This is a genomic window from Sphingomonas sp. ATCC 31555 (genome assembly GCF_000282895.1).
Taxonomy (GTDB): Bacteria; Pseudomonadota; Alphaproteobacteria; order Sphingomonadales; family Sphingomonadaceae; genus Sphingomonas.
Genome location: NZ_ALBQ01000009.1, coordinates 56,942 through 78,385, shown reverse-complemented (window position 1 = coordinate 78,385; position 21,444 = coordinate 56,942). Strand labels below are relative to the sequence as shown.

The following is a 21,444-nucleotide window of genomic DNA, read 5'->3' as shown; positions in this document are numbered from 1 at the left end:
TCGCACCCCCTTGGGTTCGGGGCGTTTTGGCTCTATCGCGGGCCCATTGTTTCTTTGCGCCGGGGATCGAACGTGCTGCCTACCCTGCTTGCCGCTGCCGGCGGACATCTGCATTTCGCCGATCTCCACCTGGATCCGGTGGCCCTCGATCTCGGTTTCTTCCAGATCAAATGGTATTCGCTGGCCTATATCAGCGGGATCCTGCTCGGCTGGCTGTACCTGATGAAGCTGCTGGCCGCGCCGGGCGCGCCGATGGGGCGGCGCCATGCCGACGATCTGGTGTTCTACGCGACGCTGGGCATTATCCTGGGTGGGCGGCTGGGCTATGTGCTGTTCTACGCGCCCGAAATGCTCAGCCATCCGCTGCAGATCCTGATGCTGTGGGAAGGCGGCATGAGCTTCCATGGCGGTGTGATCGGCACCTCGCTGGCGATCCTGTGGCTGGCGCGGCAGCACAAGCTCGATTGGCTGCGCATCCACGATTATGTCGCCTGCTGCGCGCCGTTCGGCCTGTTCTTCGGCCGCCTTGCCAATTTCGTAAACGGCGAATTATGGGGCAAACCCGGCGACATGCCCTGGGCGATCGTGTTCCCGGGTACCGTTCGCGCCGGGCTGGTGGAACCGGCGCGCCACCCCAGCCAGCTCTATGAGGCCGGGCTGGAAGGCATTCTGCTGTTCCTTGTCCTCTGGTTCTTCTTCTGGCGCAGCGATGCACGCTACCAGCCGGGCAAGCTGACCGGCATCTTCCTGCTCGGCTATGGCCTGTGCCGCTTCTTCGTCGAGTTCTTCCGCGAACCAGACCGCCAGCTCATCTGGCTGGTCGACATGACCGGCCTGCACATGGGCCAGTGGCTGTGCCTGCCGATGATCGCAGGCGGCATCCTGCTGATCGCCACTGCCAAGCGCCGCCGCAAGCGCGTGGAAGCGATCACCGGGCCGAGCGTCGCCTGACCGGACCCCGATGGCGAACGACAATCCCCTGAACGCCGCGCCCGACGAACGGCGCGACAACGCCGCCGAGCCGGCGCTGCCCGAACGGCTGGCGCGGGCGATCACGCTGGCCGGCCCGATCCCGCTATCCCAGTTCATGGGGTCGGCGAACGCGCATTATTACGCCACCCGCGATCCGCTGGGCGCGCGCGGCGATTTCACCACCGCGCCCGAAATCAGCCAGATGTTCGGCGAATTGATCGGCTTGTGGCTGGCGGACCTCTGGGACCGCGCCGGCCGACCGGCAGAGACACGCTATGTCGAGTTCGGCCCGGGCCGCGGCACCCTGGCAGCCGATGCACTGCGCGCGATGGGCAAGGCAGGCTTTACGCCGCCGGTTGATTTCCTGGAGACCAGCCCGGTGCTGCGTGCCGCCCAGAAACAGCGCGTGCCGAATGCCGAATGGCATCTCGATCTGGTCGGCCTGCCGGAGGATGCCCCGCTGCTGGTCGTCGCCAACGAGTTTTTCGATGCGCTGCCGATCCGTCAGTTGGTGCAGACCGCGCAGGGTTGGCGCGAGCGGCTGGTTGCCTGTCAGGACACGCTGTTCCTCCCGGTAACCGGCGACCGGAGCTTCAACGCGGTAATCCCGCCCGCGCTGCGCGATTCGGCGCCGGGTTCTATCCTGGAAACCTCTCCGGCCAGCGTCGCGCTGCTGCGCGCGCTCGCCCAGCGACTGCACCGCCAGGGCGGCGCGGCACTGATCATCGATTATGGCTATGAAGGCCCGGCGATCGGCGACACGCTGCAAGCGGTGCGCGGCCATGCCTTCGCCAACCCGTTCGACGCGCCCGGCGAGGCGGATCTGACTGCGCATGTTGATTTCGGCACACTGAAGGAAGCCGCCGAGGCCGAGGGGCTGACCGTGCACGGCGCCGTGACTCAGGGCGATTTCCTGAAGGCGCTGGGCATCGACGAGCGGGCCCGCGCTCTCGCCCGGGGAGCACCCGAGCGCGGTGATGCCATCGCTGCCGATCGCAACCGACTGGTTGGGGGTGACCAGATGGGATCGCTGTTCAAGGTGCTGGCGATCACCGCCCCAGGCTGGCCGGTGCCGGCGGGGTTCGCATGAACGCTCGCGACGCCACCCCCGCCGACGCCGCCGCGATTGACGCGCTGTTCCGGGAAAGCTTCACGGCGACCTTCGCGCATCTTTATGCGGCCGAGGATCTGGCCAGCTTCTTCGAACGCTTTACCGTGCCGGGCTGGGCCCAGGAACTTGCAGATCCCGGCTTCGCGTTCCGCGTGATCGAAGACGGGGAAGGGCTAGCTGGCTATTGCAAGCTCGGCCCGATCAGCCTGCCGGCGACACCCCAAGGGCCGGCGATCGAGCTGCGCCAGCTCTATCTGCGCGAGCGCGCTAAGGGCAGCGGTGCGGCCCAGGCGCTGATGGATTGGGCGCTGGCCACCGCTCGGGTGCGCGGGGCCACCGAACTCTGGCTTTCCGTCTACATCGACAACCATCGCGCCCAGCGCTTTTACGAGCGTTATGGCTTTGAGGATCGCGGACCCTATGCCTTCATGGTGGGCAACCATGCCGACGAGGATCGGCTGATGCGGCTGGCGCTGTGAGCGGCGTGGACGTCCACCGTGCCCGGGCGCTGGCTGACGTACCGCACGGCTTTCTCGGCCGCCGCGGCGGCGTGTCGACCGGGATCGTCGCGGGGTTGAACGTCGGGATCGGGTCGAACGACGATCCGGCTGCAATCGCCGAGAATCGCTGCCGTGCGGTACAAGCCGTTCTGCCGGGCGCGCGGCTGGTCACCGTCTACCAGGTCCATTCGGCCGATGCGGTGACGGTGCTCGCTCCGATCGACGAAGCGCTGCGCCCGCGGGCCGATGCGCTGGTCACCAACCAGCCGGGGCTGCTGCTCGGCATCCTCACCGCCGATTGCGCCCCGGTGCTGTTCGCCGACCGCGAGGCCGGGGTGATCGGCGCTGCTCATGCGGGGTGGAAGGGCGCGATCGGCGGTGTCACCGATTCGACGATCGCCGCGATGGAAGCCCTGGGCGCACGCCGCGAGCGGATCGCGGCGGCCGTAGGCCCCTGTATCGCCCGCGCCAGCTACGAGGTCGATGCCGGCTTCTTCCAGCGCTTCTGCGAGCAGGATCCGGCCAACGAACGCTTCTTCGCCGATGGCCGCCCCGAGCATTTCCAGTTCGACCTGGAAGCCTATGTCGTCCACCGGCTGGCGCTGGCCGGGCTGCGGACGATTGAGGCGCTGGGGCTGGATAGCTATGCGAACGAGGCGCGCTTCTTCAGCTTCCGCCGCGCGACGCATCGCAGCGAGCCCGATTACGGCCGTCAGATCAGCCTGATCGGGCTCGCGGACTAAAGGTCAGAAGCGGATCGGTATGCCCAGCAGCAGCTGGTTGCTGCTGTTGTCGACATGGGTATAGTCGAGCCTCAGCCCGACGCCTTCGGTGACGCGCCACTCCGCGCCGCCGCCCACCGCGAAGCTGCTGCTCCAGCCATGCGCGTCCTGCACCGCAAAGTTGCCGGTCAGCCGATATCGATTCCCGCCATAGCCGCCCTTGCCATAAAGCAGCAGTCGCGGCGTTGCGACGAAGCCCAGACGGCCCGTGGCGCGAAACCCAAAGCGCGGCGATTGGCCATAGCGATAACCGTCGCGGATCACTGCCTCGGGCGTTCCGCCGCCGATCGTCCCCTCCAGTTCGCCACCGATACGCCAGCGCCGGGCGATCGCAAGGTCGTAACCGGCAAAGCCACCGCCGCCAAAACCGGTATCGCGATAATAGCGGCTCGAATAGGGCCGGTCGTTCACCGTAACGTCGAGATAAAAATGATGCTCGATCATGCCGGCGTCGGCGCCGGCATAGGCTCCGGTGAACGGCGCTTGCTGCGCATGGGCAGTAGCCGCACCGAACAGCGCGGCGGTACTAACTATCAATCGCATGATAAAGCCCTCCCCTCAGAGAACCTCAAGCTATGGCGATTGAAATAAACGAATGCTGAACGAAACGACTTTTGCTCGTACTACTATTATGCCGCGTCTTCTACGCGCACTTCCGGTGGATGCAGCCGAAGTCGATTGACCTTGCGCTCGTCGGCATCGATCACTTCCAGCTTCCAGCCGCTTTCGTGTTCCAGGCATTCGCCGACTTCCGGCACATGCCCGGCAAGCACGAAGGCAAGGCCACCGATCGTGTCGACATCTTCCTCCACCTCGGCCAGGCGGGCATCAACCATCTCGGCGACGTCTTCCAGTTCGGCGCGGGCATCGGCTTCCCAGCCGCCGCCGTCGATCGGCACGATCAGCGCGGCGGGCGCCTCGTCATGCTCGTCCTCGATCTCGCCGACAATTTCCTCAATCAGATCCTCGATCGTGATCAGGCCTTCGGTGCCCGAATATTCGTCGAGCACGATGGCAAGGTGGGTCCGCTTGACCTGCATCTGGGCCAGGAGGTCGAGCGCGCCCATCGATTGCGGCACATAGAGCGGCTGGCGGATCAGCCCGGAAATGCTGGACGGATGCTCCTCGCCCTTCGCCAGAATTTCGAACACGTCCTTGATATGAACCATGCCGATGATCGTATCGAGTTCTTCGCGATAGACCGGCAAGCGGCTGTGTCCTGCCTCGGCGAAGAGCTGAACGAGCCTGGCGAAGCTTGTCTGCTCCTCCACCGCGACGATATCCGCGCGCGGCACGCCGACGTCCCCGGCATCGCGCTCGCCGAAGTGCAGCAGGTTCTTGAGCATCTGCCGCTCGATCGGGGCGAGGTCGCCGGCCGGCGGGGTGCCGCCGTCGCTCTCATGCTCCTCGATCGCTTCTTCCAGGCGCTCGCGCAGCGTTTCTTCCTGTTCCTCGCCGAACAGGAGCGCGCGCAAACTGCGCCAGATGCCGCCATTTTCGTGTCGGTGTTCAGGCGAGCCGGTACTCGGGCCCTCGTTCATGTTGGTGTTCAATCCTCGCGTACGGGATAGGGATCGTGCAGGTTCAGGGAGGCCATCGCAGCCTGTTCCATCGCCTCCATGGCTTCCGCTTCGGCATCCCCCATATGGTCATAGCCTAGCAGATGCAGCATGCCGTGGACAATGAGATGCGTGGCATGATCTTCCACTGCAACACTGCGCTCGGCCGCCTCGACCGAACAGACGCCATGGGCCAGCACGATATCGCCGAGCAATACTTCGCCATCGTCGCTGTTCTGGGTGACGGCGTCGAGCAGATCGGGCTGGATCATCGGGAAGGACAGCACGTTGGTTGGCTTGTCCTTGTCGCGATACTGGCGGTTGAGCGTATGAACTTCGTCATCGCTGGTGAAGCGCACCGCGACTTCGACGGCGGTGGGCCAGCCGCGCCATTCGGCATAGGGCGTCTGCGCGATCGCCGCCTCGACGGCGCGAAGCGCAAGCGTTTCCCAGTCGCCTTCCGGCCAGGGTGCTTCAGGGAGAGCGGCAACGTCAAGCATCAGGCGAGGTCCGTCTGGACAAAGTCATTCCCTTTGTAGAGCAAGCGGGCATTGTTCGCGACCGCGCAGGCATAGGCGAAGCAATCGCCCATGTTGAGCGCGGCCGGGTGCACGCCCTTGCCGTAGACTGCATAACTCCGGAGAGCCAGATCGGCTTCCTGCTCGCCGATCGCGACCATACGGACGCGCAGATCCTCAGCAAAGGCGAAGGTGCGCTGCGTCGCCTCGGGCAGGGTCAGTCGGTAGGCTTTGTGAAGTCCGACGATCGTTTCCCATCGTGCAACCGGCGACCAGATCGCGTCCTCGTCCAACAGCCGGGCCAGCATCATTTCGCGCTCCGGCTCGCCGCCCAGAATAGCGATGGCAGCGGATGCGTCGACGAACAGCGTCACAGATCGCCGGAGAGCGAATCGAAGAACGCTTTGTCTGCAGGGGCTTCCCGCGCCTCGGGCACGGGGAAGCGCGCGTCGAACTGCGCGAGCCAGTCGCGCGCCCGCGGCAGCGTGTCGGCATCGCTGCGCTGCTCTAGCGCCTCCACAGCAAGGCGAACCGCCTCAGTCTTGGAGAGGCCCAGCCGCGCAGCTAAACGGCTGACCCGCTCGGTCGTCTCGCTATCCTTGATGTAGAGCGATGCCACGCTGCGTCTCCAAATGGGATATCCCGAACGTAGGACGGGATATCCCGCACTTCAACCTTCCCCCTCATAGGCCGCGACGATGCGGCCCACGATCGGGTGGCGCACCACATCGCCGACGCCGAAACGCACCATCGAAATGCCCTCCACGCCTTCCAGCCGGGTGACCGCGTCGTTCAGACCCGACGCGGCCGGGCCACCGGGAAGGTCGGTCTGCTTCGGGTCGCCGCAGATCACCATCCGGCTGCCCTGTCCGAAGCGGGTGAGGAACATCTTCATCTGCATCGGCGTGGTATTCTGCGCCTCGTCGAGGATGACGAAGGCCTCAGCGAGCGTGCGGCCACGCATGAACGCGATTGGCGCAATCTCGATCTCGCCGCTCGCGATCCGCCGCTCCACCTGTTCGGCGGGCAGGCAGTCGTAGAGCGCGTCGTAAATCGGGCGGAGATAGGGATCGACCTTCTCCTTCATGTCGCCCGGCAGGAAGCCCAGTCGCTCGCCTGCCTCCACCGCCGGGCGCGACAGGATCAGCCGCTGCACGCTGCCGCTGATCAGCTGCGCCACCGCCTGCGCGACCGCGAGATAGGTCTTGCCGGTGCCCGCCGGGCCGAGCGCGAAGATCAGGTCGTTCGATGCCAGCTCGCGCATATAGTGCGTCTGCGTCACCGAGCGCGGCACGATCGTCTTCTTGCGCGTCCGGATCATGATCGAGGGCGGCGCGCTGCTGCCCGCAGGTTCCGCGCGGACGATGCCGGTGAACATCGGCTCGCTCGACATGGCGACCACCGCGTCGATAAGCCCGCCATCGACATCCTCGCCGCGGATAACCCGGCTGTGCAGCTCCTGCAGCACTTCGCGGGCGTGCGCCACCGCCTCGGCAGTGCCTTCGATCACCACCCGCTGGCCGCGCGCATGGATGTACACACCCAATCGTTCTTCCAGCATCAGCAGATTGGCGTCGAACTCACCGAAAAGCTGGGGCAGGAGCTGCGGCTTGTCGAAATTTACCTCTACCCGAGAGCGTTGACCGGGCTGGGCGGGGACAGGCTTGCGGCTCATGCGGTCCTTTCGATGCTGGGAGCGTGCGGAAAAGGCATGCGGCCCCGGCGGGGCAAACCTTGGCGAGGGGCGGAGGTTCCTTGGCGCATGATCGAAGGCGAGATTGACAGACGAACGCAGGCGGACACAAGCCCAACCTGCGTCTGCCTGCCGATAGCGCGCGGGTGTGACAAGCGGGCGACAGCCGCCCCGCCGCCGCTCAGCCGGCGTGCGGTCCCAGTTCGCGTCCACCAAGCGAGTTGGGCCCTGCGCTCACGATCTCCACCTCGATCAGGTCGCCGATCTTGGCATTCGTCTCCAGATGCACAGATTGCAGCCAGGGAGACTTGCCGATCATCTGGCCGGGACGGCGCCCAACCCGCTCGATCAGAACTGCGCAGCGCCGGCCGACGCTCGCCGCGTTGAACGCCTGCGAATGGCGGCCCAGCGCCGCCTGCAACCGCTGGAGCCGTTCGTCGGCCACTTCGGCAGGCAGATACTGATCGACCAGCTCTGCCGCCGGCGTACCCGGGCGCGGCGAATATTTGAAGCTGAAGCACTGGGCATAGCCGACGGCATCGACCAGCTGCAGCGTCTCCTCGAACTCTGCTTCGGTCTCGCCGGGAAAGGCAACGATGAAGTCGCCGGACAGCGCAATATCGGACCGCGCGGCGCGGACCCGATCGATGATGCGCAGGTACGAATCGCGCGTGTGGCTGCGATTCATGGCTTTCAGGATGCGATCGCTGCCCGCCTGCACCGGCAAATGCAGGAACGGCATCAGCTTGGCCACATGGCCGTGCGCCTCGATCAGTCCTTCGGCCATGTCGTTGGGGTGGCTGGTGGTGTAGCGGATGCGGGCCAAGCCCTCGATCCGGTCGAGCGCGACGATCAAGTCGTGCAGGCCGCGGCCGTCGTCATCGCCCCACGCGTTGACGTTCTGGCCAAGCAGCGTGATCTCGCGCGCGCCGGCATCGACCAGCGCCTTCGCCTCGTCGACAATCGCGGCATAGGGCCGGCTTACCTCGGCGCCGCGGGTATAGGGCACCACGCAATAGGTGCAGAACTTGTCGCAGCCTTCCTGCACGGTAAGGAACGCGCTCGCACCCACCTTACGCCGCGCCGGCAGCTTTCCGAACTTGCTCGCGATCGGCATGTCGGTGTCGAGGCCGAGCTTGCCCTCGGCCGCCTTGGCGACGAGGTCAGGCAGGTTATGATAAGCCTGCGGCCCGACCACCACGTCCACCTTGGCGCGGCGGGCGATCTCCTCGCCCTCGGCCTGCGCGACGCAGCCGGCCACCGCGATCATTGGCTTGCCGCTTTCGCGCAACTTCAGCCGCCCGATCTCCGAATAGACCTTTTCGGTCGCCTTCTCGCGAATATGACAGGTGTTGAGGACGACGAGATCGGCCTGGTCCGCTTCGGCGGCGACGAGGCCCTGGGCGGCCATCAGCTCGCCCATGCGCTCGCCGTCATAGACGTTCATCTGGCAGCCGTACGACTTGACGTGATAGGTCTTGGGGGTGGTCATGATCGGCGCGGCTATACGCGTGAAAGGCGGCGAAAAACAGACCTTGGGCGCTACCGCGATGGAGCACCACCGCCATCCACGTCATCCCAGCGAAAGCCGGAACCCATTGGGATCTCCGTTCAGGCTCGTGCTGGCAGCGACAGGCGAATGGATTCGGGCTTTCGCCGGAATGACCGCTTATGCGGAGCGATGGATCGCACCATCAGCCGGCGCCTTGTACCCGATCGGATCCTCCGCGAAGCGAAACGGCCGCAGCGGGTGCCCCAGCGTGCGCACCAGCGCTTCTTCGATGCGCCGCCGGCTTTCCGCTGCGATCGCCTTGCGGCCCGGGAAGTCGCGCGGATCGAAAGGCTCGAGGAAATGCACGCGAAGCCGGAAACGCTGCTTGCGCGCAAGTACCCGCCTAGCGTTGTTCAGCCCGCGCTCCTGACCGATCCAGGCAATGTCCTCGGCGGCTGCGCCGTAATCGAGCAACACCGGCTGCACCATCACGCCGGGCGGCGGCGGTTCCAGCACGCGAAGCATCGGCGTCTTGAACGGCAGCAGCGACTTGCCATCGGTCGTGGTGCCTTCGGGAAAGATCGTGACGGCCCAGGTTTCGGCCAGTGCATCCCGCAACTGGTTGATCTGTTCCGCCACGCCCATGCGGTTCTCACGCTTCACGTAAACGGTGCGGTTGAGCCCCGCGAGCCAGCCGACCAGCGGCGAGGCGCCGATCTCCGCCTTGGCGACGAAGGCTGTGCCGCTCGCCCCGCCCAATGCGAGAATATCGATCCAGCTCAGATGGTTGGAGATATAGAAAACGTCACGTTTCAGCGGCGTGCCGACACGCTTGACCTTGGCGCCGGCGATCCGTGCAGCACTGCCGAGAAACAGCCGCGGCCAGGGCGAGGGCAGCCGAACCAAGCGGAAAAGATAGTGGAGCGGCACATGGATCAGCACCGCGAACACCAGCCGCGCCACGCGGAACCACAGCCGTGCCTGCTCCGCGCCGGTCAGCCGCGTCGGCAGCCCCTGGGTGGCTTCTTCGCGGCGACGCCGGGCGCGCTCAGTTCTTGCGGTCGAGCGCAACCCCGTAAAGTTCCATGCGGTGATCGACCAGACGGAAGCCGAGCCGTTCGGCAATCTGCTTCTGCAGCAGTTCCAACTCGGGATCGACAAACTCGATCACCTTGCCGCTTTCAACATCGATCAGGTGATCGTGATGCGCTTCCGGCGCCGGCTCATAGCGGGCGCGGCCATCGCCGAAATCGTGCCGATCGAGGATGCCCGCTTCCTCGAACAGCCGCACGGTGCGGTAGACAGTAGCGATCGAAATGCCCGGATCGATTGCGGCGGCGCGCTCATAGACCTTTTCCACGTCGGGATGGTCATCTGCGTCGGAAAGGACGCGGGCGATCACCTTGCGCTGTTCGGTAATGCGCAGCCCTTTTTCGTGGCAAAGCGCTTCGAGATCGATCTTGCGAGACATGGCGTTCATGTAGCCCGATTACCGCTCGGGGAAAAGAGCCGTCTCTGCCTGAAGGATTGGCCGAGACGAAAGCGCCGGCCCGGGAGCATTCCCCGCGCCGGCGCTCGCAACTGCGGATCCTGGGGGATCGAAGCGATCAGCGCGTCTTGCGACGCTTGGTGCCGAGGCCGATCTTCTTCGCCAGGCTGCGGCGCTGCTCGGCATAGTTCGGCGCGACCATCGGATAATCGGCGGGCAGGTTCCACTTGGCGCGGTACTGCTCCGGCGTCATCTGATAGTGCGTCATCAGGTGACGCTTCAGCATCTTCAGCTTCTTACCGTCTTCGAGACAGACGATATAGTCCGGCTTGACAGACGCGCGCACCGAAACCGCGGGCTCCTGCTTCACTTCCGGCTCGGGCTGCACCGTGCCAAGGCCGGTCAGCGCGCCGTGAACGTTCTGGATAAGCTGCGGAAGATCCGAAACCGCGACGCTGTTATTGCTGACATGCGCAGCAACAATATCGGCGGTCAGTGCAATAAGCGTTTCGTGAATCTCAGATGAAGCTTCCATGATATTCCTTTCGACCCGTTTTGATGGCGACTATCAACTGTGTCACCTGATACGCCCTATCGTGCCACGCCGAACGAATGGCAAGAGATGAAGTCGCAAGTCCAGCAAATTTTTATCGTAGCGATCGTGCCAATGTGAGAGCATCGAAAGATTGGCCGGTAGTTCCACGATAATAGCCGCGCCTTTCACCAACCTTGCCAAAGCCCTCGCGATGATAAAGCTGCATCGCATCATTGCCGGCTCGCACCTCCAGATGCAATTTCACGGCACGACGATTGCGCGCTTCGGCAATGACCGCGCGCAGCAAGGCGCCGCCGATGCCGCGACCGCGCGAATCCGGGTGCGTCGCCAACAGCAGCAGTTCGGCCTCGTCGAGCATCGCCCGCGCCATCGCGAAGCCGCAATCCTTGCCGTCGACACTGGCGATCGTCAGCCAGACACCGGAAAGCGCCAGCATGCCCATGCACTGGGCGGAGGTCCATGCCTCGCCATATTGCGGATCGAAGGCCGCGTGCATGATGCGACCGACCGCGGCGAGATCCTGCGTCCCGCCTTCGCGCAACTCGATGAGCGACGCTTTCATATTCATGCCAGTCCGCGCTCCGCCAGCGTTTTCGCGTCCGGCGCCCGCCCGTACAGAGGCCGCGGTGCAAGTGCCGCGAAATCGGCTGGCAGCAGCACCGCATCGGCGGCACGCGGCAAGGCCTCGCGCAGGTCCAGCCCTTCCGCCAGCGCAGCAAGGCGCCGGGTGCCGCTGCCGATCGCCGGCCGACCGTCCAGCCCCTGCAGCGCCGCTTGCGGAAGCATCGACGCGAGCGGCCCGGTCTCCATCAGCGGATCGGCGCTGAAATGCTGGACGAACACTTCGCCATGACCGCCTTCCAGAACCACCGCCAAACGATCCAGCTGGGCATCTTCGGCAAAGGCGGCGGCGGCGATCAGTGCAAGCGACGAATATCCCCGGACCGGCACGCCCCAGCCGATCGCCAGGCCGCGCGCCGCGGCTAGGCCAACGCGCACACCGGTGAAGCTGCCGGGGCCGACATCGACCAGAATCGCATCGGCGCGCCCGCCGCCGGGCAGTTCGGCGATCATCGGGATCAGCCGTTCGGCGTGCCCGCGGCCGACCACTTCATGCCGTTCGGCGAGCACGGCACCATCCACCAGCAATGCCACCGAACAGGCGGCCGTGGCGGTTTCGAGGATGAGCAGTCGCGGGGCTTCAGCCATTGCCCCGCGCTAGCCAGAAGTACCGCAAAAGGTCAAATCACCCGGTTGAAGCGATCAAAGCCGGGGCGCGGCGACCGATCATGCAATGTCGACGGATCGCCCACGCCCAATGTCGAGATGAAGTTCGACTTCACGCCAGGCTGGTCGGCGAAAAAGGCCTCGTCCACCTTGGCATTGTCGAAGCCCGACATCGGCCCGGTATCGAAGCCGAGCGCCCGCGCCGCAATGATGAAATAGGCGCCCTGGAGCGACGAATTGCGGAAAGCCTGTTCGCGACGACCTGCTTCCGTGGGGAACCAGTTCTTCGCCTCGGGCGCGTGCGGGAAGAAGTCGATCAGATGATCGTGGAAATTCATGTCATAGGCGATGATCACGCTGGCGGGAGCCTTGCGGATCTTTTCGGCATTGCTGCCGCTTGCGAAACCGGCCAGCTTGTCCTTCGCGGGCTGGCTCAGCAGCCAGACGAAACGGGCGGACTGTTGGTTGACGGAGGTGGGTCCCATCTTCAGCAGATCGTAGATGCGCGCGACATCCGCCTCGGTCACCGGTGCATCGGTATAGCCGTTATACGTGCGCGCAGTGCGGAAGATGGTGTCGAGCGCGGCGTCGTCGAGCGGCTGGCCCATGGCGTACGGATCCTTGATTCGGGAAAGCAGGAAACGGAGGGAGCGGCGCTCAGACGGCGCGCACCTCGGTCACTTCGGGAACATAGTATTTCAGCAGCTGCTCGATACCGTTCTTCAGCGTCGCGGTGGAAGAAGGGCAGCCGGCGCACGCGCCCTGCATCTGCAGATAGACTTTGCCCTGGTCGAAACCGCGATAGATGATGTCGCCGCCGTCGTTGGCTACGGCCGGGCGGATCCGGGTATCGATCAGTTCGCGGATCTGGGTAACGATATCGGCATCCTCCGGATTGTCCCCGAAGTCGGCGCTTTCCGGCGGGACACTGAATCCGGCGGCGGAGCCCTGCGCGAACAGCGGCATGTTCGCGGAGAAATGATCGAGCAGGATGCCGAGCACGTCGGGCTTCAGCCCCGCCCAATCGACGCCGGGCGCCGCCGTCACCGAGATGAAGTCGCGGCCGAAAAATACCCCGGTGACGTCGCCCAGGCCGAACAGCGCATCTGCAAGCGGCGAAGCCTCCGCTTCTTCCGGGCTTGCGAAGTCGCGCGTGCCGACCTCCATCACCGCCCGGCCGGGCAGGAACTTGAGCGTGGCAGGATTGGGGGTGAGTTCGGTCTCGATCAGCATGGCGCTCACATGGGACGAAGGTGCCGCAGGATCAAGCTGCACCCTGATATGCCCAGCCAAAGATGCGCTATCCGGCGCCGGCGAGCACCGCTTCCACCCATTGGGGCACCAGCACGCCGGCCGGCCCCATCCGGCTTTCGTCGAACCAGTGGCTGCCGCCCGACGGCTCCAGGTTCATCTCCAGCGTCTCAGCACCATAATGCCGTGCGGTGCGCACGAAGCCCGCCGCCGGATAAACCGCACCCGAGGTACCGATGGAGACGAACAAGTCAGCCTCTGCGAGCGCCGCTTCGATCCGCTCCATCTGATACGGCATTTCGCCGAAGAACACGATGTCGGGGCGCAGGGCGAGCATCCCGCAATGGGGGCATTCGCTTTCGGGGGGGAGCGCGTCGGTCCAGCGCTCGCGAATGCCGCACGCAGCGCACAGGGCAGACAGAAGTTCGCCGTGCATGTGCAGCAGCCGGGTCGCGCCGGCGCGCTCGTGCAGATCGTCGACATTTTGGGTCACGATCAGCAGCTCGCCCGGCCAGGCAGCATCGAGCCGTGCCAGCGCCTGGTGCGCGGCATTGGGCTGCACCCCCGCCAGCGCTTCGCGCCGCAAATCATAGAAGCGATGCACCAGCGCCGGATCCCGCGCCAGCGCCTCTGGCGTGCAGACATCCTCCACCCGATGCCCCTCCCACAGTCCACCCGGGCCGCGGAAGGTGGCGACGCCGCTTTCTGCCGAGATGCCGGCACCCGTTAGGACGACGATGTTGCGCGTGTTCGGCATGGTTTCTCCCCTTCGCCCCGAAGCGGCTAGCGGATCAACGCCGCATTGCCGGATATGCTCAATCTGCGCTGGCCCGCGCATCCATGCACGGCGGGCCGCACAAGAAAAAGGCGAAGGATCCGTAAAAATAGCCTCTGTCGTTCCGCTACGGGATCGTGCAACAGCGCGGCCCATGACGAGTATCGGCATCTTCGGCAGCATGGGGCGGATGGGCCAGGCGATCAGCGCCGCCCTTCCCGAATTCGGCGCGCAGGCGGCGGGCGGCGTGGACGTGGGCGACGATCCCGCCGCGCTGGCACGCAAGGCCGATGTGATCGTCGACTTCTCGGCGCCGGCCGCGCTCGAGGCGAATCTCGCTGCCGCCCGCGCTGCACGTACCCCGATCGTGATCGGCACCACCGGCCTTGCCGAGCGCCACCACCGCATGATCGATGCCGCCGCTGCCGAGATCGCCGTGCTGCAGACCGGCAACACCTCGCTCGGCATCGGCCTGCTCTCGCGTCTGGTGCAGGAAGCGGCCCGCCGGCTCGGCCAGGATTGGGACATCGAGATCGTCGAGATGCACCATCGCAACAAGGCCGATGCCCCCTCCGGCACCGCGCTGATGCTCGGTGCGGCCGCGGCGGAGGCAATGGGAACCACGCTGGCCGAAGCAGGCGTCAGCGACCGTGCCGGCCTCACTGGCCCCCGTGCCGCCGGCACGATCGGCATGGCCAGCCTGCGCGGCGGATCGGTGATCGGCGACCATAGTGTCGTCTTCGCCAGCGACGGCGAGCGAATCGAACTGATCCACCGCGCCGACGATCGCGCGATCTTCGCCAAGGGCGCGATCCGCGCCGCGCTCTGGCTCGCCGGCCGAGAGCCGGGCCGCTACACGATGGATCAGGTACTCGGCGTGTGAAGAAGGCAGCGGTCGTCGAGTTCTTCGCGCGGCTGGCGGCGGACAATCCGCACCCGGAGACGGAGCTCGAATCCGTCAACACCTTTACGCTGCTGGTGGCGGTGGTGCTCTCCGCCCAGGCAACCGATGCTGGCGTCAACAAGGCGACGCGCGCGCTCTTTGCGCAGGTCGACACGCCCGAGAAAATGGTGGCGCTCGGCGAGGCAGGGTTGAAGGAGTACATCAAGACGATTGGCCTGTTCAACACCAAGGCCAAAAACGTCATCGCGCTCTCTGAAGCGCTGATCCGCGACCATAACGGCGAGGTCCCCGCCGATCGCGACGCGCTGGAACAGCTACCGGGCGTCGGCCGCAAGACCGCGAACGTGGTGATGAACGTGGCGTTCGGCGCAGAGACCTTCGCCGTCGATACGCACCTGTTCCGCGTCTGCAACCGTACCGGACTCGCCCCCGGCAAGACTCCGCTGGCGGTGGAGCTGAAACTGGAAAAAGCGGTACCCCAGCCCTTTCGCATGCACGCGCACCACTGGCTGATCCTGCACGGCCGCTATGTTTGTAAGGCACGAACGCCCGAATGCTGGCGCTGCCCCGTCACCGATCTTTGCGCCTTCAAAGCGAAAACCCCACCGCCGGGGCGCAAGGCGGCATAAGCTTTCCTGCACCGGAAACGCGCCGCCTGCCGAAACGGGCTGGCCTTCCCCGAATTGCTTTGCTAGGCGATCCCCCCACGCACCCGTAGCTCAGCTGGATAGAGCGCTGCCCTCCGAAGGCAGAGGCCACAGGTTCGAATCCTGTCGGGTGCGCCAGCTTCTTGAATCGTGTTCAGAACAGCGGCGCCCCGGGTGGCGCGCATCGTCCCGGGGATGCGGCTCGCCGCGCGCGTTGTTTGACACCGTCGCCCGGAGTCTGCGGCCTGCAGGAGCGGAGATCAGGCTGCAGGACGTGGCAATGCCCGCCGTCTGCGTACGGGACTCCGTCCGGGCGGGCCGTATCTCTATTCTATCCTGCCCCACCTACAACGCGCGGGTCGACCTTGTGGTCCGCCTTGGTGGTCGCTCGTGTTGAGGCCCTGAGCGCAAACGGGCTGAGCGACGGACACTTGCCTGCACGAACCACGGCGCATCGCTTTAGCGTCGTGGAACCGGCGCGGCTTCGAGACCCAGCAGGCGGTCCAGCGACCAGGCGCCAGGCCCGGCGGCGATTACGGGGAGGAGCAGGCCGGCCCAGCTGAGATGCGTCGGCCAGGCATCGGGGTAGACGAAGAGCTGGATCACCAGCGTCATGCCCAGCAGCGCCAGCGCCGCAGGCCTGGCGAACAGTCCCAGCACGAGGAGGATGGGGAAGAAATGTTCCGAATAGGTCGCCACATGCGCCGCGATCCAGGGCGGAACGAGCGGCAGCGCATAGTCGGTGCCGAAAAGCTCCAGGGTGGAATCGGTGATCGTCAGCCCGCCTTCCACCTTGGTGCGCCCCGACAGGAAAAAGATGGAAGCAACGCCGAGGCGCGCGACCAGCAGCAGCAGCGATGGCGGCAACAGGCGCGCGGCGATGCCGCCGGCGTGCATGTAGAGATTGGCGACGGATCGCATGGCGGGCTCCGAAACAGGGAAAAGACGCCCGGCCCAGGGGGAGGCCGGGCGCGGGCGTCACGCCTTGGGGGTGAGCGATCCGTTACCCTTGGGCGTCTTGATCGAGGTGCAGGTGCCGGCTTTTACCAGCTTCCAGGCATTGCCCTGATAATTGCGGGTCGAGGTGCCCGCGCAGCTGGTGCCGGCGCCTGCCTTGCAGTCGTTCTTGCCGGCCAGCGCAACGCCGTAGCATTTCTCCATCTTGGGCTGCTGTGCTTGCGCAGCGGCGCCGGCAATGCCGAGCGCGACGGAAGCGGCCAAGGCGGCGGACGTCTTAATCATCGATAGCTCCTTGCACGGACCTCGCGCGCTGCAGCGATCCAGGAAGGAGAGCCGCCGCGCAGTGGCCCCGGAAATTGCGAGGACGCCGGGCCACCTGCCGCTGTACGCAATGCCCGCGCGGCCGGTTACAGCCGGCGTTCTGGCGCTCGTCAGCCATCGTTGTAACCTGTCGCACGCCCCTTGCGTATCGCTCCGGCGGGGAGTGGGAATGCGGCACAGCGAAGCAGAGCTACGAGCGTGGATGACGGCGGGACTGGACGGCGATGCCACGGCACATGCGGCATTGCTGCGCGCGCTGGTGCCGCTGCTCCGCAGCTTTTTCCGTCGCCGCATGCGCGGCGACGAGGATATCGAGGACCTGGTGCAGGAAACGCTGATTGCAATACACACGAAACGCGGCACCTATGATCGGGATCGGCCGTTCACCGCATGGCTCTACGCCGTGGCGCGGTATCGCCTCATCGACCAGCTCCGTCGGCGCCGGGTTGTCGTGCCCATCGAGAGTGTCGAAGATATTCTGGTGGCGGAAGGATTCGAAGACGCGGTGGCGGCGCGCATGGATATCGATCGGCTGCTATCCGGCCTATCGAGCAAGCAGGCGCGGGCAATTCGCGACACCCAGCTGGAGGGCCTGAGCGTCTCCGAAGCGGCCGAAAGCGCCGGCATCGGCCAGTCTGACGTCAAGGTTTCGGTGCACCGCGGATTGAAGGCACTGGCCGCGCGACTGCGGGGGCAGGAATGATGCCACCCGGCGTGGAAACGGACAGCGGCACCGAGCGCCTGATCGCGTCGCTCGCCGCCCATGTACCGCCGGTGCCGCCACGGTTCATCGGGCGTCGGATCGCGCTGGGCACCGCCGGCGGCGGCGTGGTGAGCCTGGGCCTCGTCTTCGCGTTGTTCGGCGCGCGGCCGGATCTGCCCCAGGCGATGTTCGGCTTCGCCTTCTGGATGAAGTGGGCCTACACGATCTCGCTCGGGCTGGTGGCGGTCGCCGCGACGGTTCGGCTGGCGCGGCCCACCGCAGGATCGTTCCGCCCGCTCTGGCCGCTCGCGGTGCCGATCCTGCTGCTGGGAGCACTCGGCGTCGAGGAGCTGTCGCGAACGCCGATGCGCGACTGGCTGTCGATGTGGCTCGGCGGCAGCTGGGCCGAATGCCCCTGGCGCGTGCTGTTGCTGGCGATTCCTATCTTCCTCGGACTGCTCTGGTCGTTCCGCAAGCTGGCGCCGACGGATCTGCGCGCGGCCGGCGCCGCTGCGGGGCTGGCCGCGGGCGCCTGGGCAGCGACCATCTATTGCCTGCATTGCGACGAGTTCGCCGCTGTGTTCGTCCTGACCTGGTACAGCATCGGTATCCTGCTGGCCGCCGGATTGGGCGCGGTGCTGGGTCCGCGCGTCCTGCGGTGGTGAGCTGTAACCGGCGCGTCCGGCACTGCGTAGGAAGGGGGCCGAACCGGCACCAACCGATCTCAGGGAGCCACCATATGATCACCATCCAGACCGGCGCCAGCATCGCTGCGACCGCCGCCCTTGTCGCGCTGTCCAGCGCCAGCGTTGCCGCCCCCGCCGCCTCGGCCGAGAAGGTCGTCCATTGCTATGGCATCAACAGCTGCAAGGGCACGTCGGACTGCAAGACTGCGCAGAACGAGTGCAAGGGCCAGAACAGCTGCAAAGGCCAGGGCTTCAAGGCCATCACCGCCAAAGCCTGCAAGGCCCAGGGCGGCAGCCTGACCGAAAAGAAGTGATGCGGGCGGCGGCCCGGCCAAGGCGGCCGGGCCGCGCCATTGTGCCGGGATCAAAAGGATGATGGACCAGAACCGCTTCGGCCTAGGGCTCCGCAAGCCGCATTATGTCGATTTTCTCGATCGCGCGGTCCCGGTCGATTTCGTCGAGGTGATCTCCGAAAACTTCATGGTACCCGGCGGCCGCCCGCGCGACATTCTGCACAGGATGCGGGCACGCTACCCCGTGGCGCTGCACGGCGTGTCGATGTCGCTCGGCTCGGCCGATGGGCTCGACCGAACCTATCTCGCCGAGCTTCGCGCGCTGGTCGACGCCATCGATCCGCTGTTCGTTTCCGATCATCTCTGCTGGACGCGCTTCGGCGGGTTCCAGTCACACGATCTGCTGCCGCTCCCCTATACGGAAGAAGCGCTCCGCACCGTGTGCGCGAACGTGGACGCAGCGCAGGAGGCGCTCGGCCGGACGATGCTGATCGAAAACCCGTCGAGCTATGTCACCTTCGATGGTGCGGCGATGACCGAATGGGAGTTTCTGGAGGCGCTGTGCGCACGCACGGGCTGCGATCTCCTGCTCGATGTGAACAATGTGTTCGTCAGCGCAACCAACCACGGCTTCGATGCCCATGCCTATCTCGCCGGCATTCCGGCGGAGCGGGTGCGGCAGATCCACTTGGCCGGGCACAGCCAGGGGGAAACACTGCTGATCGACACCCATGACCGGCCGGTGCCGCACCCGGTATGGGCGCTCTACGCTGCGGCCTTGGCGCGGCTGGGGCCCGTCGCAACGATGATCGAGCGGGACGACGCTATTCCACCGCTGGCCGAACTGTTGGGGGAACTGGGCAAGGCGCGCGCGATCGCAGCGTTTGAAATCGCGGCATGAAACTCGCGTAGCTGCAAGCCGAATTCGGCCGCTGGCTCCGCGCCGAATGCCCCGACGCGGCAGCGCAGCTGGGCCGCGGGCCGGGGCTGGACATCTATCTCAACAACTATCGTAGTCAGCTGATTCATGCGCTGGAGAGCGGCTACCCCCAGCTGCGACGGTGGTTAGGCGATGCGGCATTCTTCTCCGCCGCGGCACGACATATTGAGACCGCGCCGCCACATTCGTGGACGCTCGACGCCTATGGCGCCGATTTCGCGCAGACGATCGCCGCGCTCTACCCGGATGATCCGACAGCCGTTGATCTGGCGCAGATCGAATGGGGCCTTGCGGCGGCCTTCACTACTCCCGATGCCGTGCCGGTGGCGGCTGCGGCACTTGGCGGCGTCGATTGGGAGCGCGCGCGATTCCGCTTCGTCCCCAGCATGACACTGTTGCCGGTCACCACCAACGCGGCCGCACTGTGGCAGGCCCTTGCGGCAGGCGCAGCCCCACCGCCAGCGGCGGCGCTGACCCAACCGGCAACCGTGCTGTTCTGGCGACGGGGGTTCCACCCCAGCTTTCGCTCCGCCGAACGCGCAGAGGCAGAGGCGCTGCAGCAGTTGCTGGCGGGCACCTGCTTCGGTGCATTGTGCGACGCGCTTGCCGCAGTAGAGGGCGCCGAGCAGGGTGCGACGATCGCCGGCAGTTGGCTGGGCGGCTGGCTGCGCGACGGGCTGATCGCGGAAATATTCTGAACCCGACGGTCCTCGCCCGCGCTTCTCCCTCCAGCCAATCCGGTTGCGCAAAAGAACAACATGCCTTGCGCCGCACCCGACGCCGAACAACAACGGCGAAAAGCGGGAGAGATGCAGTGGCAGCAGGCGCAGGCCAGGGATCGTGGCGTAATTCGATTCTAGCGGGACTGGCGAACTATATCGATGCCGGTTCGATCGTCTCGGGATCGGTTGCGCTGGCGCTGTGGAAAGCGCAGTTCGGGCTTTCGGACGGATTCATCGGCCTGATCGGGGCGTTCAGCGCCAATGCGATCTCTGCGGGCGTGGGCGCGCTGCTCGGCGGCGTGCTGTGCGACCGGTTCGGGCGCAAGAAGATCTACCAGTATGACATGCTGTTCTACGCCTTCGGCATGCTCTGGCTGGTGTTCGCCAGCGCGCCCTGGATGATCGTGCTCGGCTTCGTGCTGGTCGGTCTGGCCGTGGGCGCAGACATTCCGGCATCCTGGTCGCTGATCGCCGAGCAGGCGCCGGATACCCGGCGCGGCGCGCATTCGGGCGTGGCGCAGTTGCTCTGGTATCTGGGGCCGGTGGCAGTGCTGGTCGCCGCCTATTGGCTGCAGCCGTTCGGCATTGCCGGCATACGCTGGCTGTTCGCGCACCTGGCGATCCTGGCCATCGGTCTGACCTTCCTGCGCTCGCGCATGCAGGAGTCGGAACGCTGGGAGGAAGCACAGGCCGCGCGCCGGGCAGGCACCGCCAGCATCGACTGGCGCGCGCTGTTCGCCCCGCGCTACCTGGGCGCGATTGCCTTCCTGGCGGGTATGTACGGCCTGTGGAACCTGTGGGCCGGCTATAACGGCTTCTTCACGCCCTATCTGATCGCGCAGAACCATCTTCCCGAATGGACAGCGACGATGCTGCCGGCGAGCTATTTCCTGATCGGCATGCTCTCGATCCTCGGCATTTTCATGACGCTGGCAGACCGGGTGAACCAGCGGCTGCTGTTCGGCATCTCGGCGGCCCTGCACGTGATCGGCATGGCGGTGCTGGCAATCTTCGGCTTTCGGCTTGAGATCGTGATCCTGCACATCGTCATCATGGGGGTAGCGGGCGGCTTCGGCGCGCAGAGCTTCTTCCAGCTCTGGTCGGCCGAGCTGTTCCCCACCGCGATCCGCTCGACCGCGCAGGGCCTTACCTTTGCGATCGTGCGCATCAGTCTCGGCATCTGGAGCCTCGCCGTGCCCAGCCTTGCCGCGCAGGATTTCACCACGCTCGCCTGGATCCTCACCGGCTTCCTGGCCGCTTCCGGCGTGATCGGCGTCGTCTGGGCCCCGCGCAACGAAGGCAAGTCGCTCGAAGCAATCGAGCGGGACCGGGCCGGCTAGGCG

Annotated in this window: 29 protein-coding genes, 1 tRNA gene and 1 pseudogene; 14 read left to right on the top strand and 17 right to left on the bottom strand. The window is 65.8% G+C overall.

What is annotated here, in order from left to right:
- Nucleotides 1–72 precede the first annotated feature (72 nt).
- From lgt to pgeF, 4 genes are read left to right on the top strand one after another with little or no spacing between them, the layout of a single operon-like run.
- Complete coding sequence (lgt, locus tag B215_RS0104170) at nt 73–951, top strand: prolipoprotein diacylglyceryl transferase (protein ID WP_026008930.1); 879 nt, start codon at nt 73–75, stop codon at nt 949–951.
- A 10-nt stretch (nt 952–961) separates the two neighbouring features.
- Nucleotides 962–2,062: a class I SAM-dependent methyltransferase gene (locus tag B215_RS0104165; protein ID WP_019368368.1), complete on the top strand. Its 1,101-nt coding sequence runs from the start codon at nt 962–964 to the stop codon at nt 2,060–2,062.
- Nucleotides 2,059–2,562, top strand: coding sequence for a GNAT family N-acetyltransferase (locus B215_RS0104160; RefSeq protein WP_019368367.1), 504 nt, complete (start codon nt 2,059–2,061; stop codon nt 2,560–2,562). The genes B215_RS0104165 and B215_RS0104160 overlap by 4 nt, the downstream gene beginning before the upstream one ends.
- A complete protein-coding gene (gene pgeF, locus B215_RS0104155) occupies nt 2,559–3,326 on the top strand; it encodes a peptidoglycan editing factor PgeF (RefSeq protein ID WP_019368366.1) in 768 nt (255 codons plus the stop codon). Before B215_RS0104160 ends, pgeF begins: the two co-directional genes overlap by 4 nt.
- Before the next feature lie 3 nt (nt 3,327–3,329).
- Here the strand turns inward: pgeF and B215_RS0104150 are convergent, their stop codons facing one another.
- The 15 genes from B215_RS0104150 to B215_RS0104080 form a co-directional block, all read right to left on the bottom strand.
- A complete protein-coding gene (locus tag B215_RS0104150; RefSeq protein ID WP_019368365.1) occupies nt 3,330–3,908 on the bottom strand; it encodes an outer membrane beta-barrel protein in 579 nt (192 codons plus the stop codon).
- A gap of 86 nt (nt 3,909–3,994) precedes the next feature.
- Nucleotides 3,995–4,906: a hemolysin family protein gene (locus tag B215_RS0104145; protein WP_026008928.1), complete on the bottom strand. Its 912-nt coding sequence runs from the start codon at nt 4,904–4,906 to the stop codon at nt 3,995–3,997.
- Nucleotides 4,907–4,914: 8 nt separating this feature from the next.
- Nucleotides 4,915–5,424 (bottom strand): rRNA maturation RNase YbeY, encoded by a 510-nt coding sequence (ybeY, locus tag B215_RS0104140; protein ID WP_019368363.1) that lies wholly within the window; start codon nt 5,422–5,424, stop codon nt 4,915–4,917.
- Nucleotides 5,424–5,816: a type II toxin-antitoxin system VapC family toxin gene (locus tag B215_RS0104135; RefSeq protein ID WP_019368362.1), complete on the bottom strand. Its 393-nt coding sequence runs from the start codon at nt 5,814–5,816 to the stop codon at nt 5,424–5,426. The genes ybeY and B215_RS0104135 overlap by 1 nt, the downstream gene beginning before the upstream one ends.
- Nucleotides 5,813–6,061: a type II toxin-antitoxin system VapB family antitoxin gene (locus B215_RS0104130; RefSeq protein ID WP_019368361.1), complete on the bottom strand. Its 249-nt coding sequence runs from the start codon at nt 6,059–6,061 to the stop codon at nt 5,813–5,815. The genes B215_RS0104135 and B215_RS0104130 overlap by 4 nt, the downstream gene beginning before the upstream one ends.
- Before the next feature lie 51 nt (nt 6,062–6,112).
- Nucleotides 6,113–7,117, bottom strand: a complete 1,005-nt coding sequence (locus tag B215_RS0104125) for a PhoH family protein (RefSeq protein ID WP_019368360.1) — start codon at nt 7,115–7,117, stop codon at nt 6,113–6,115.
- Between the two features lie 199 nt (nt 7,118–7,316).
- Complete coding sequence (miaB, locus tag B215_RS0104120) at nt 7,317–8,627, bottom strand: tRNA (N6-isopentenyl adenosine(37)-C2)-methylthiotransferase MiaB (protein WP_019368359.1); 1,311 nt, start codon at nt 8,625–8,627, stop codon at nt 7,317–7,319.
- Between the two features lie 177 nt (nt 8,628–8,804).
- Complete coding sequence (locus B215_RS19550; protein WP_019368358.1) at nt 8,805–9,698, bottom strand: lysophospholipid acyltransferase family protein; 894 nt, start codon at nt 9,696–9,698, stop codon at nt 8,805–8,807.
- Nucleotides 9,676–10,098 (bottom strand): Fur family transcriptional regulator, encoded by a 423-nt coding sequence (locus B215_RS0104110; RefSeq protein WP_026008925.1) that lies wholly within the window; start codon nt 10,096–10,098, stop codon nt 9,676–9,678. Before B215_RS0104110 ends, B215_RS19550 begins: the two co-directional genes overlap by 23 nt.
- A gap of 136 nt (nt 10,099–10,234) precedes the next feature.
- The gene (locus B215_RS0104105) at nt 10,235–10,651 is read right to left on the bottom strand and encodes a MucR family transcriptional regulator (protein ID WP_019368356.1); all 417 of its coding nucleotides are present in this window, start codon (nt 10,649–10,651) and stop codon (nt 10,235–10,237) included.
- Nucleotides 10,652–10,763: 112 nt separating this feature from the next.
- A complete protein-coding gene (locus tag B215_RS0104100) occupies nt 10,764–11,234 on the bottom strand; it encodes a GNAT family N-acetyltransferase (RefSeq protein WP_019368355.1) in 471 nt (156 codons plus the stop codon).
- Between the two features lie 2 nt (nt 11,235–11,236).
- A complete protein-coding gene (gene tsaB / locus B215_RS0104095) occupies nt 11,237–11,881 on the bottom strand; it encodes a tRNA (adenosine(37)-N6)-threonylcarbamoyltransferase complex dimerization subunit type 1 TsaB (RefSeq protein ID WP_019368354.1) in 645 nt (214 codons plus the stop codon).
- A gap of 32 nt (nt 11,882–11,913) precedes the next feature.
- Nucleotides 11,914–12,507: a malonic semialdehyde reductase gene (locus B215_RS0104090; protein WP_019368353.1), complete on the bottom strand. Its 594-nt coding sequence runs from the start codon at nt 12,505–12,507 to the stop codon at nt 11,914–11,916.
- A 49-nt stretch (nt 12,508–12,556) separates the two neighbouring features.
- Nucleotides 12,557–13,132 (bottom strand): NifU family protein, encoded by a 576-nt coding sequence (locus B215_RS0104085; RefSeq protein ID WP_019368352.1) that lies wholly within the window; start codon nt 13,130–13,132, stop codon nt 12,557–12,559.
- 67 nt (nt 13,133–13,199) lie between these two features.
- Complete coding sequence (locus tag B215_RS0104080) at nt 13,200–13,907, bottom strand: NAD-dependent deacylase (protein ID WP_019368351.1); 708 nt, start codon at nt 13,905–13,907, stop codon at nt 13,200–13,202.
- 172 nt (nt 13,908–14,079) lie between these two features.
- Between B215_RS0104080 and dapB the strand changes: the two genes are divergently transcribed.
- The 3 genes from dapB (at nt 14,080) to B215_RS0104065 (ending at nt 15,614) form a co-directional block, all read left to right on the top strand.
- The gene (gene dapB, locus B215_RS0104075) at nt 14,080–14,808 is read left to right on the top strand and encodes a 4-hydroxy-tetrahydrodipicolinate reductase (RefSeq protein ID WP_019368350.1); all 729 of its coding nucleotides are present in this window, start codon (nt 14,080–14,082) and stop codon (nt 14,806–14,808) included.
- A complete protein-coding gene (gene nth / locus B215_RS0104070) occupies nt 14,805–15,458 on the top strand; it encodes an endonuclease III (RefSeq protein WP_019368349.1) in 654 nt (217 codons plus the stop codon). Before dapB ends, nth begins: the two co-directional genes overlap by 4 nt.
- A 79-nt stretch (nt 15,459–15,537) precedes the next feature.
- A tRNA-Arg gene (locus B215_RS0104065) sits at nt 15,538–15,614 on the top strand.
- Between the two features lie 321 nt (nt 15,615–15,935).
- Here the strand turns inward: B215_RS0104065 and B215_RS0104060 are convergent.
- Together B215_RS0104060 and B215_RS0104055 are read right to left on the bottom strand one after the other, a co-directional pair.
- Complete coding sequence (locus B215_RS0104060) at nt 15,936–16,397, bottom strand: DoxX family protein (protein WP_019368348.1); 462 nt, start codon at nt 16,395–16,397, stop codon at nt 15,936–15,938.
- Nucleotides 16,398–16,454: 57 nt separating this feature from the next.
- Complete coding sequence (locus B215_RS0104055) at nt 16,455–16,718, bottom strand: BufA1 family periplasmic bufferin-type metallophore (protein WP_019368347.1); 264 nt, start codon at nt 16,716–16,718, stop codon at nt 16,455–16,457.
- A gap of 208 nt (nt 16,719–16,926) precedes the next feature.
- Here B215_RS0104055 and B215_RS0104050 point away from each other — a divergent pair, with 208 nt between their 5' ends.
- From B215_RS0104050 to B215_RS0104025, 7 genes and pseudogenes are all read left to right on the top strand, one after another.
- Nucleotides 16,927–17,460, top strand: a complete 534-nt coding sequence (locus B215_RS0104050) for a sigma-70 family RNA polymerase sigma factor (RefSeq protein WP_026008924.1) — start codon at nt 16,927–16,929, stop codon at nt 17,458–17,460.
- The gene (locus B215_RS0104045; RefSeq protein WP_019368345.1) at nt 17,457–18,125 is read left to right on the top strand and encodes a DUF1109 domain-containing protein; all 669 of its coding nucleotides are present in this window, start codon (nt 17,457–17,459) and stop codon (nt 18,123–18,125) included. Before B215_RS0104050 ends, B215_RS0104045 begins: the two co-directional genes overlap by 4 nt.
- A 74-nt stretch (nt 18,126–18,199) precedes the next feature.
- A complete protein-coding gene (gene bufA2 / locus B215_RS0104040) occupies nt 18,200–18,460 on the top strand; it encodes a BufA2 family periplasmic bufferin-type metallophore (RefSeq protein WP_019368344.1) in 261 nt (86 codons plus the stop codon).
- A 58-nt stretch (nt 18,461–18,518) separates the two neighbouring features.
- Nucleotides 18,519–19,340: an MNIO family bufferin maturase gene (gene bufB, locus B215_RS0104035; RefSeq protein WP_019368343.1), complete on the top strand. Its 822-nt coding sequence runs from the start codon at nt 18,519–18,521 to the stop codon at nt 19,338–19,340.
- Between the two features lie 11 nt (nt 19,341–19,351).
- Nucleotides 19,352–19,591, top strand: a pseudogene (locus B215_RS22110) (HvfC/BufC N-terminal domain-containing protein); the annotation flags it as partial.
- 111 nt (nt 19,592–19,702) lie between these two features.
- Nucleotides 19,703–20,077 carry a hypothetical protein gene (locus B215_RS21730; RefSeq protein WP_236704395.1) on the top strand — a complete coding sequence of 125 codons (375 nt, stop codon included), beginning with the start codon at nt 19,703–19,705 and terminating at the stop codon, nt 20,075–20,077.
- Nucleotides 20,078–20,193: 116 nt separating this feature from the next.
- On the top strand, nt 20,194–21,441 hold the full coding sequence (locus B215_RS0104025) for an MFS transporter (RefSeq protein WP_019368341.1): 1,248 nt from the start codon (nt 20,194–20,196) through the stop codon (nt 21,439–21,441).
- Nucleotides 21,442–21,444 lie beyond the last annotated feature (3 nt).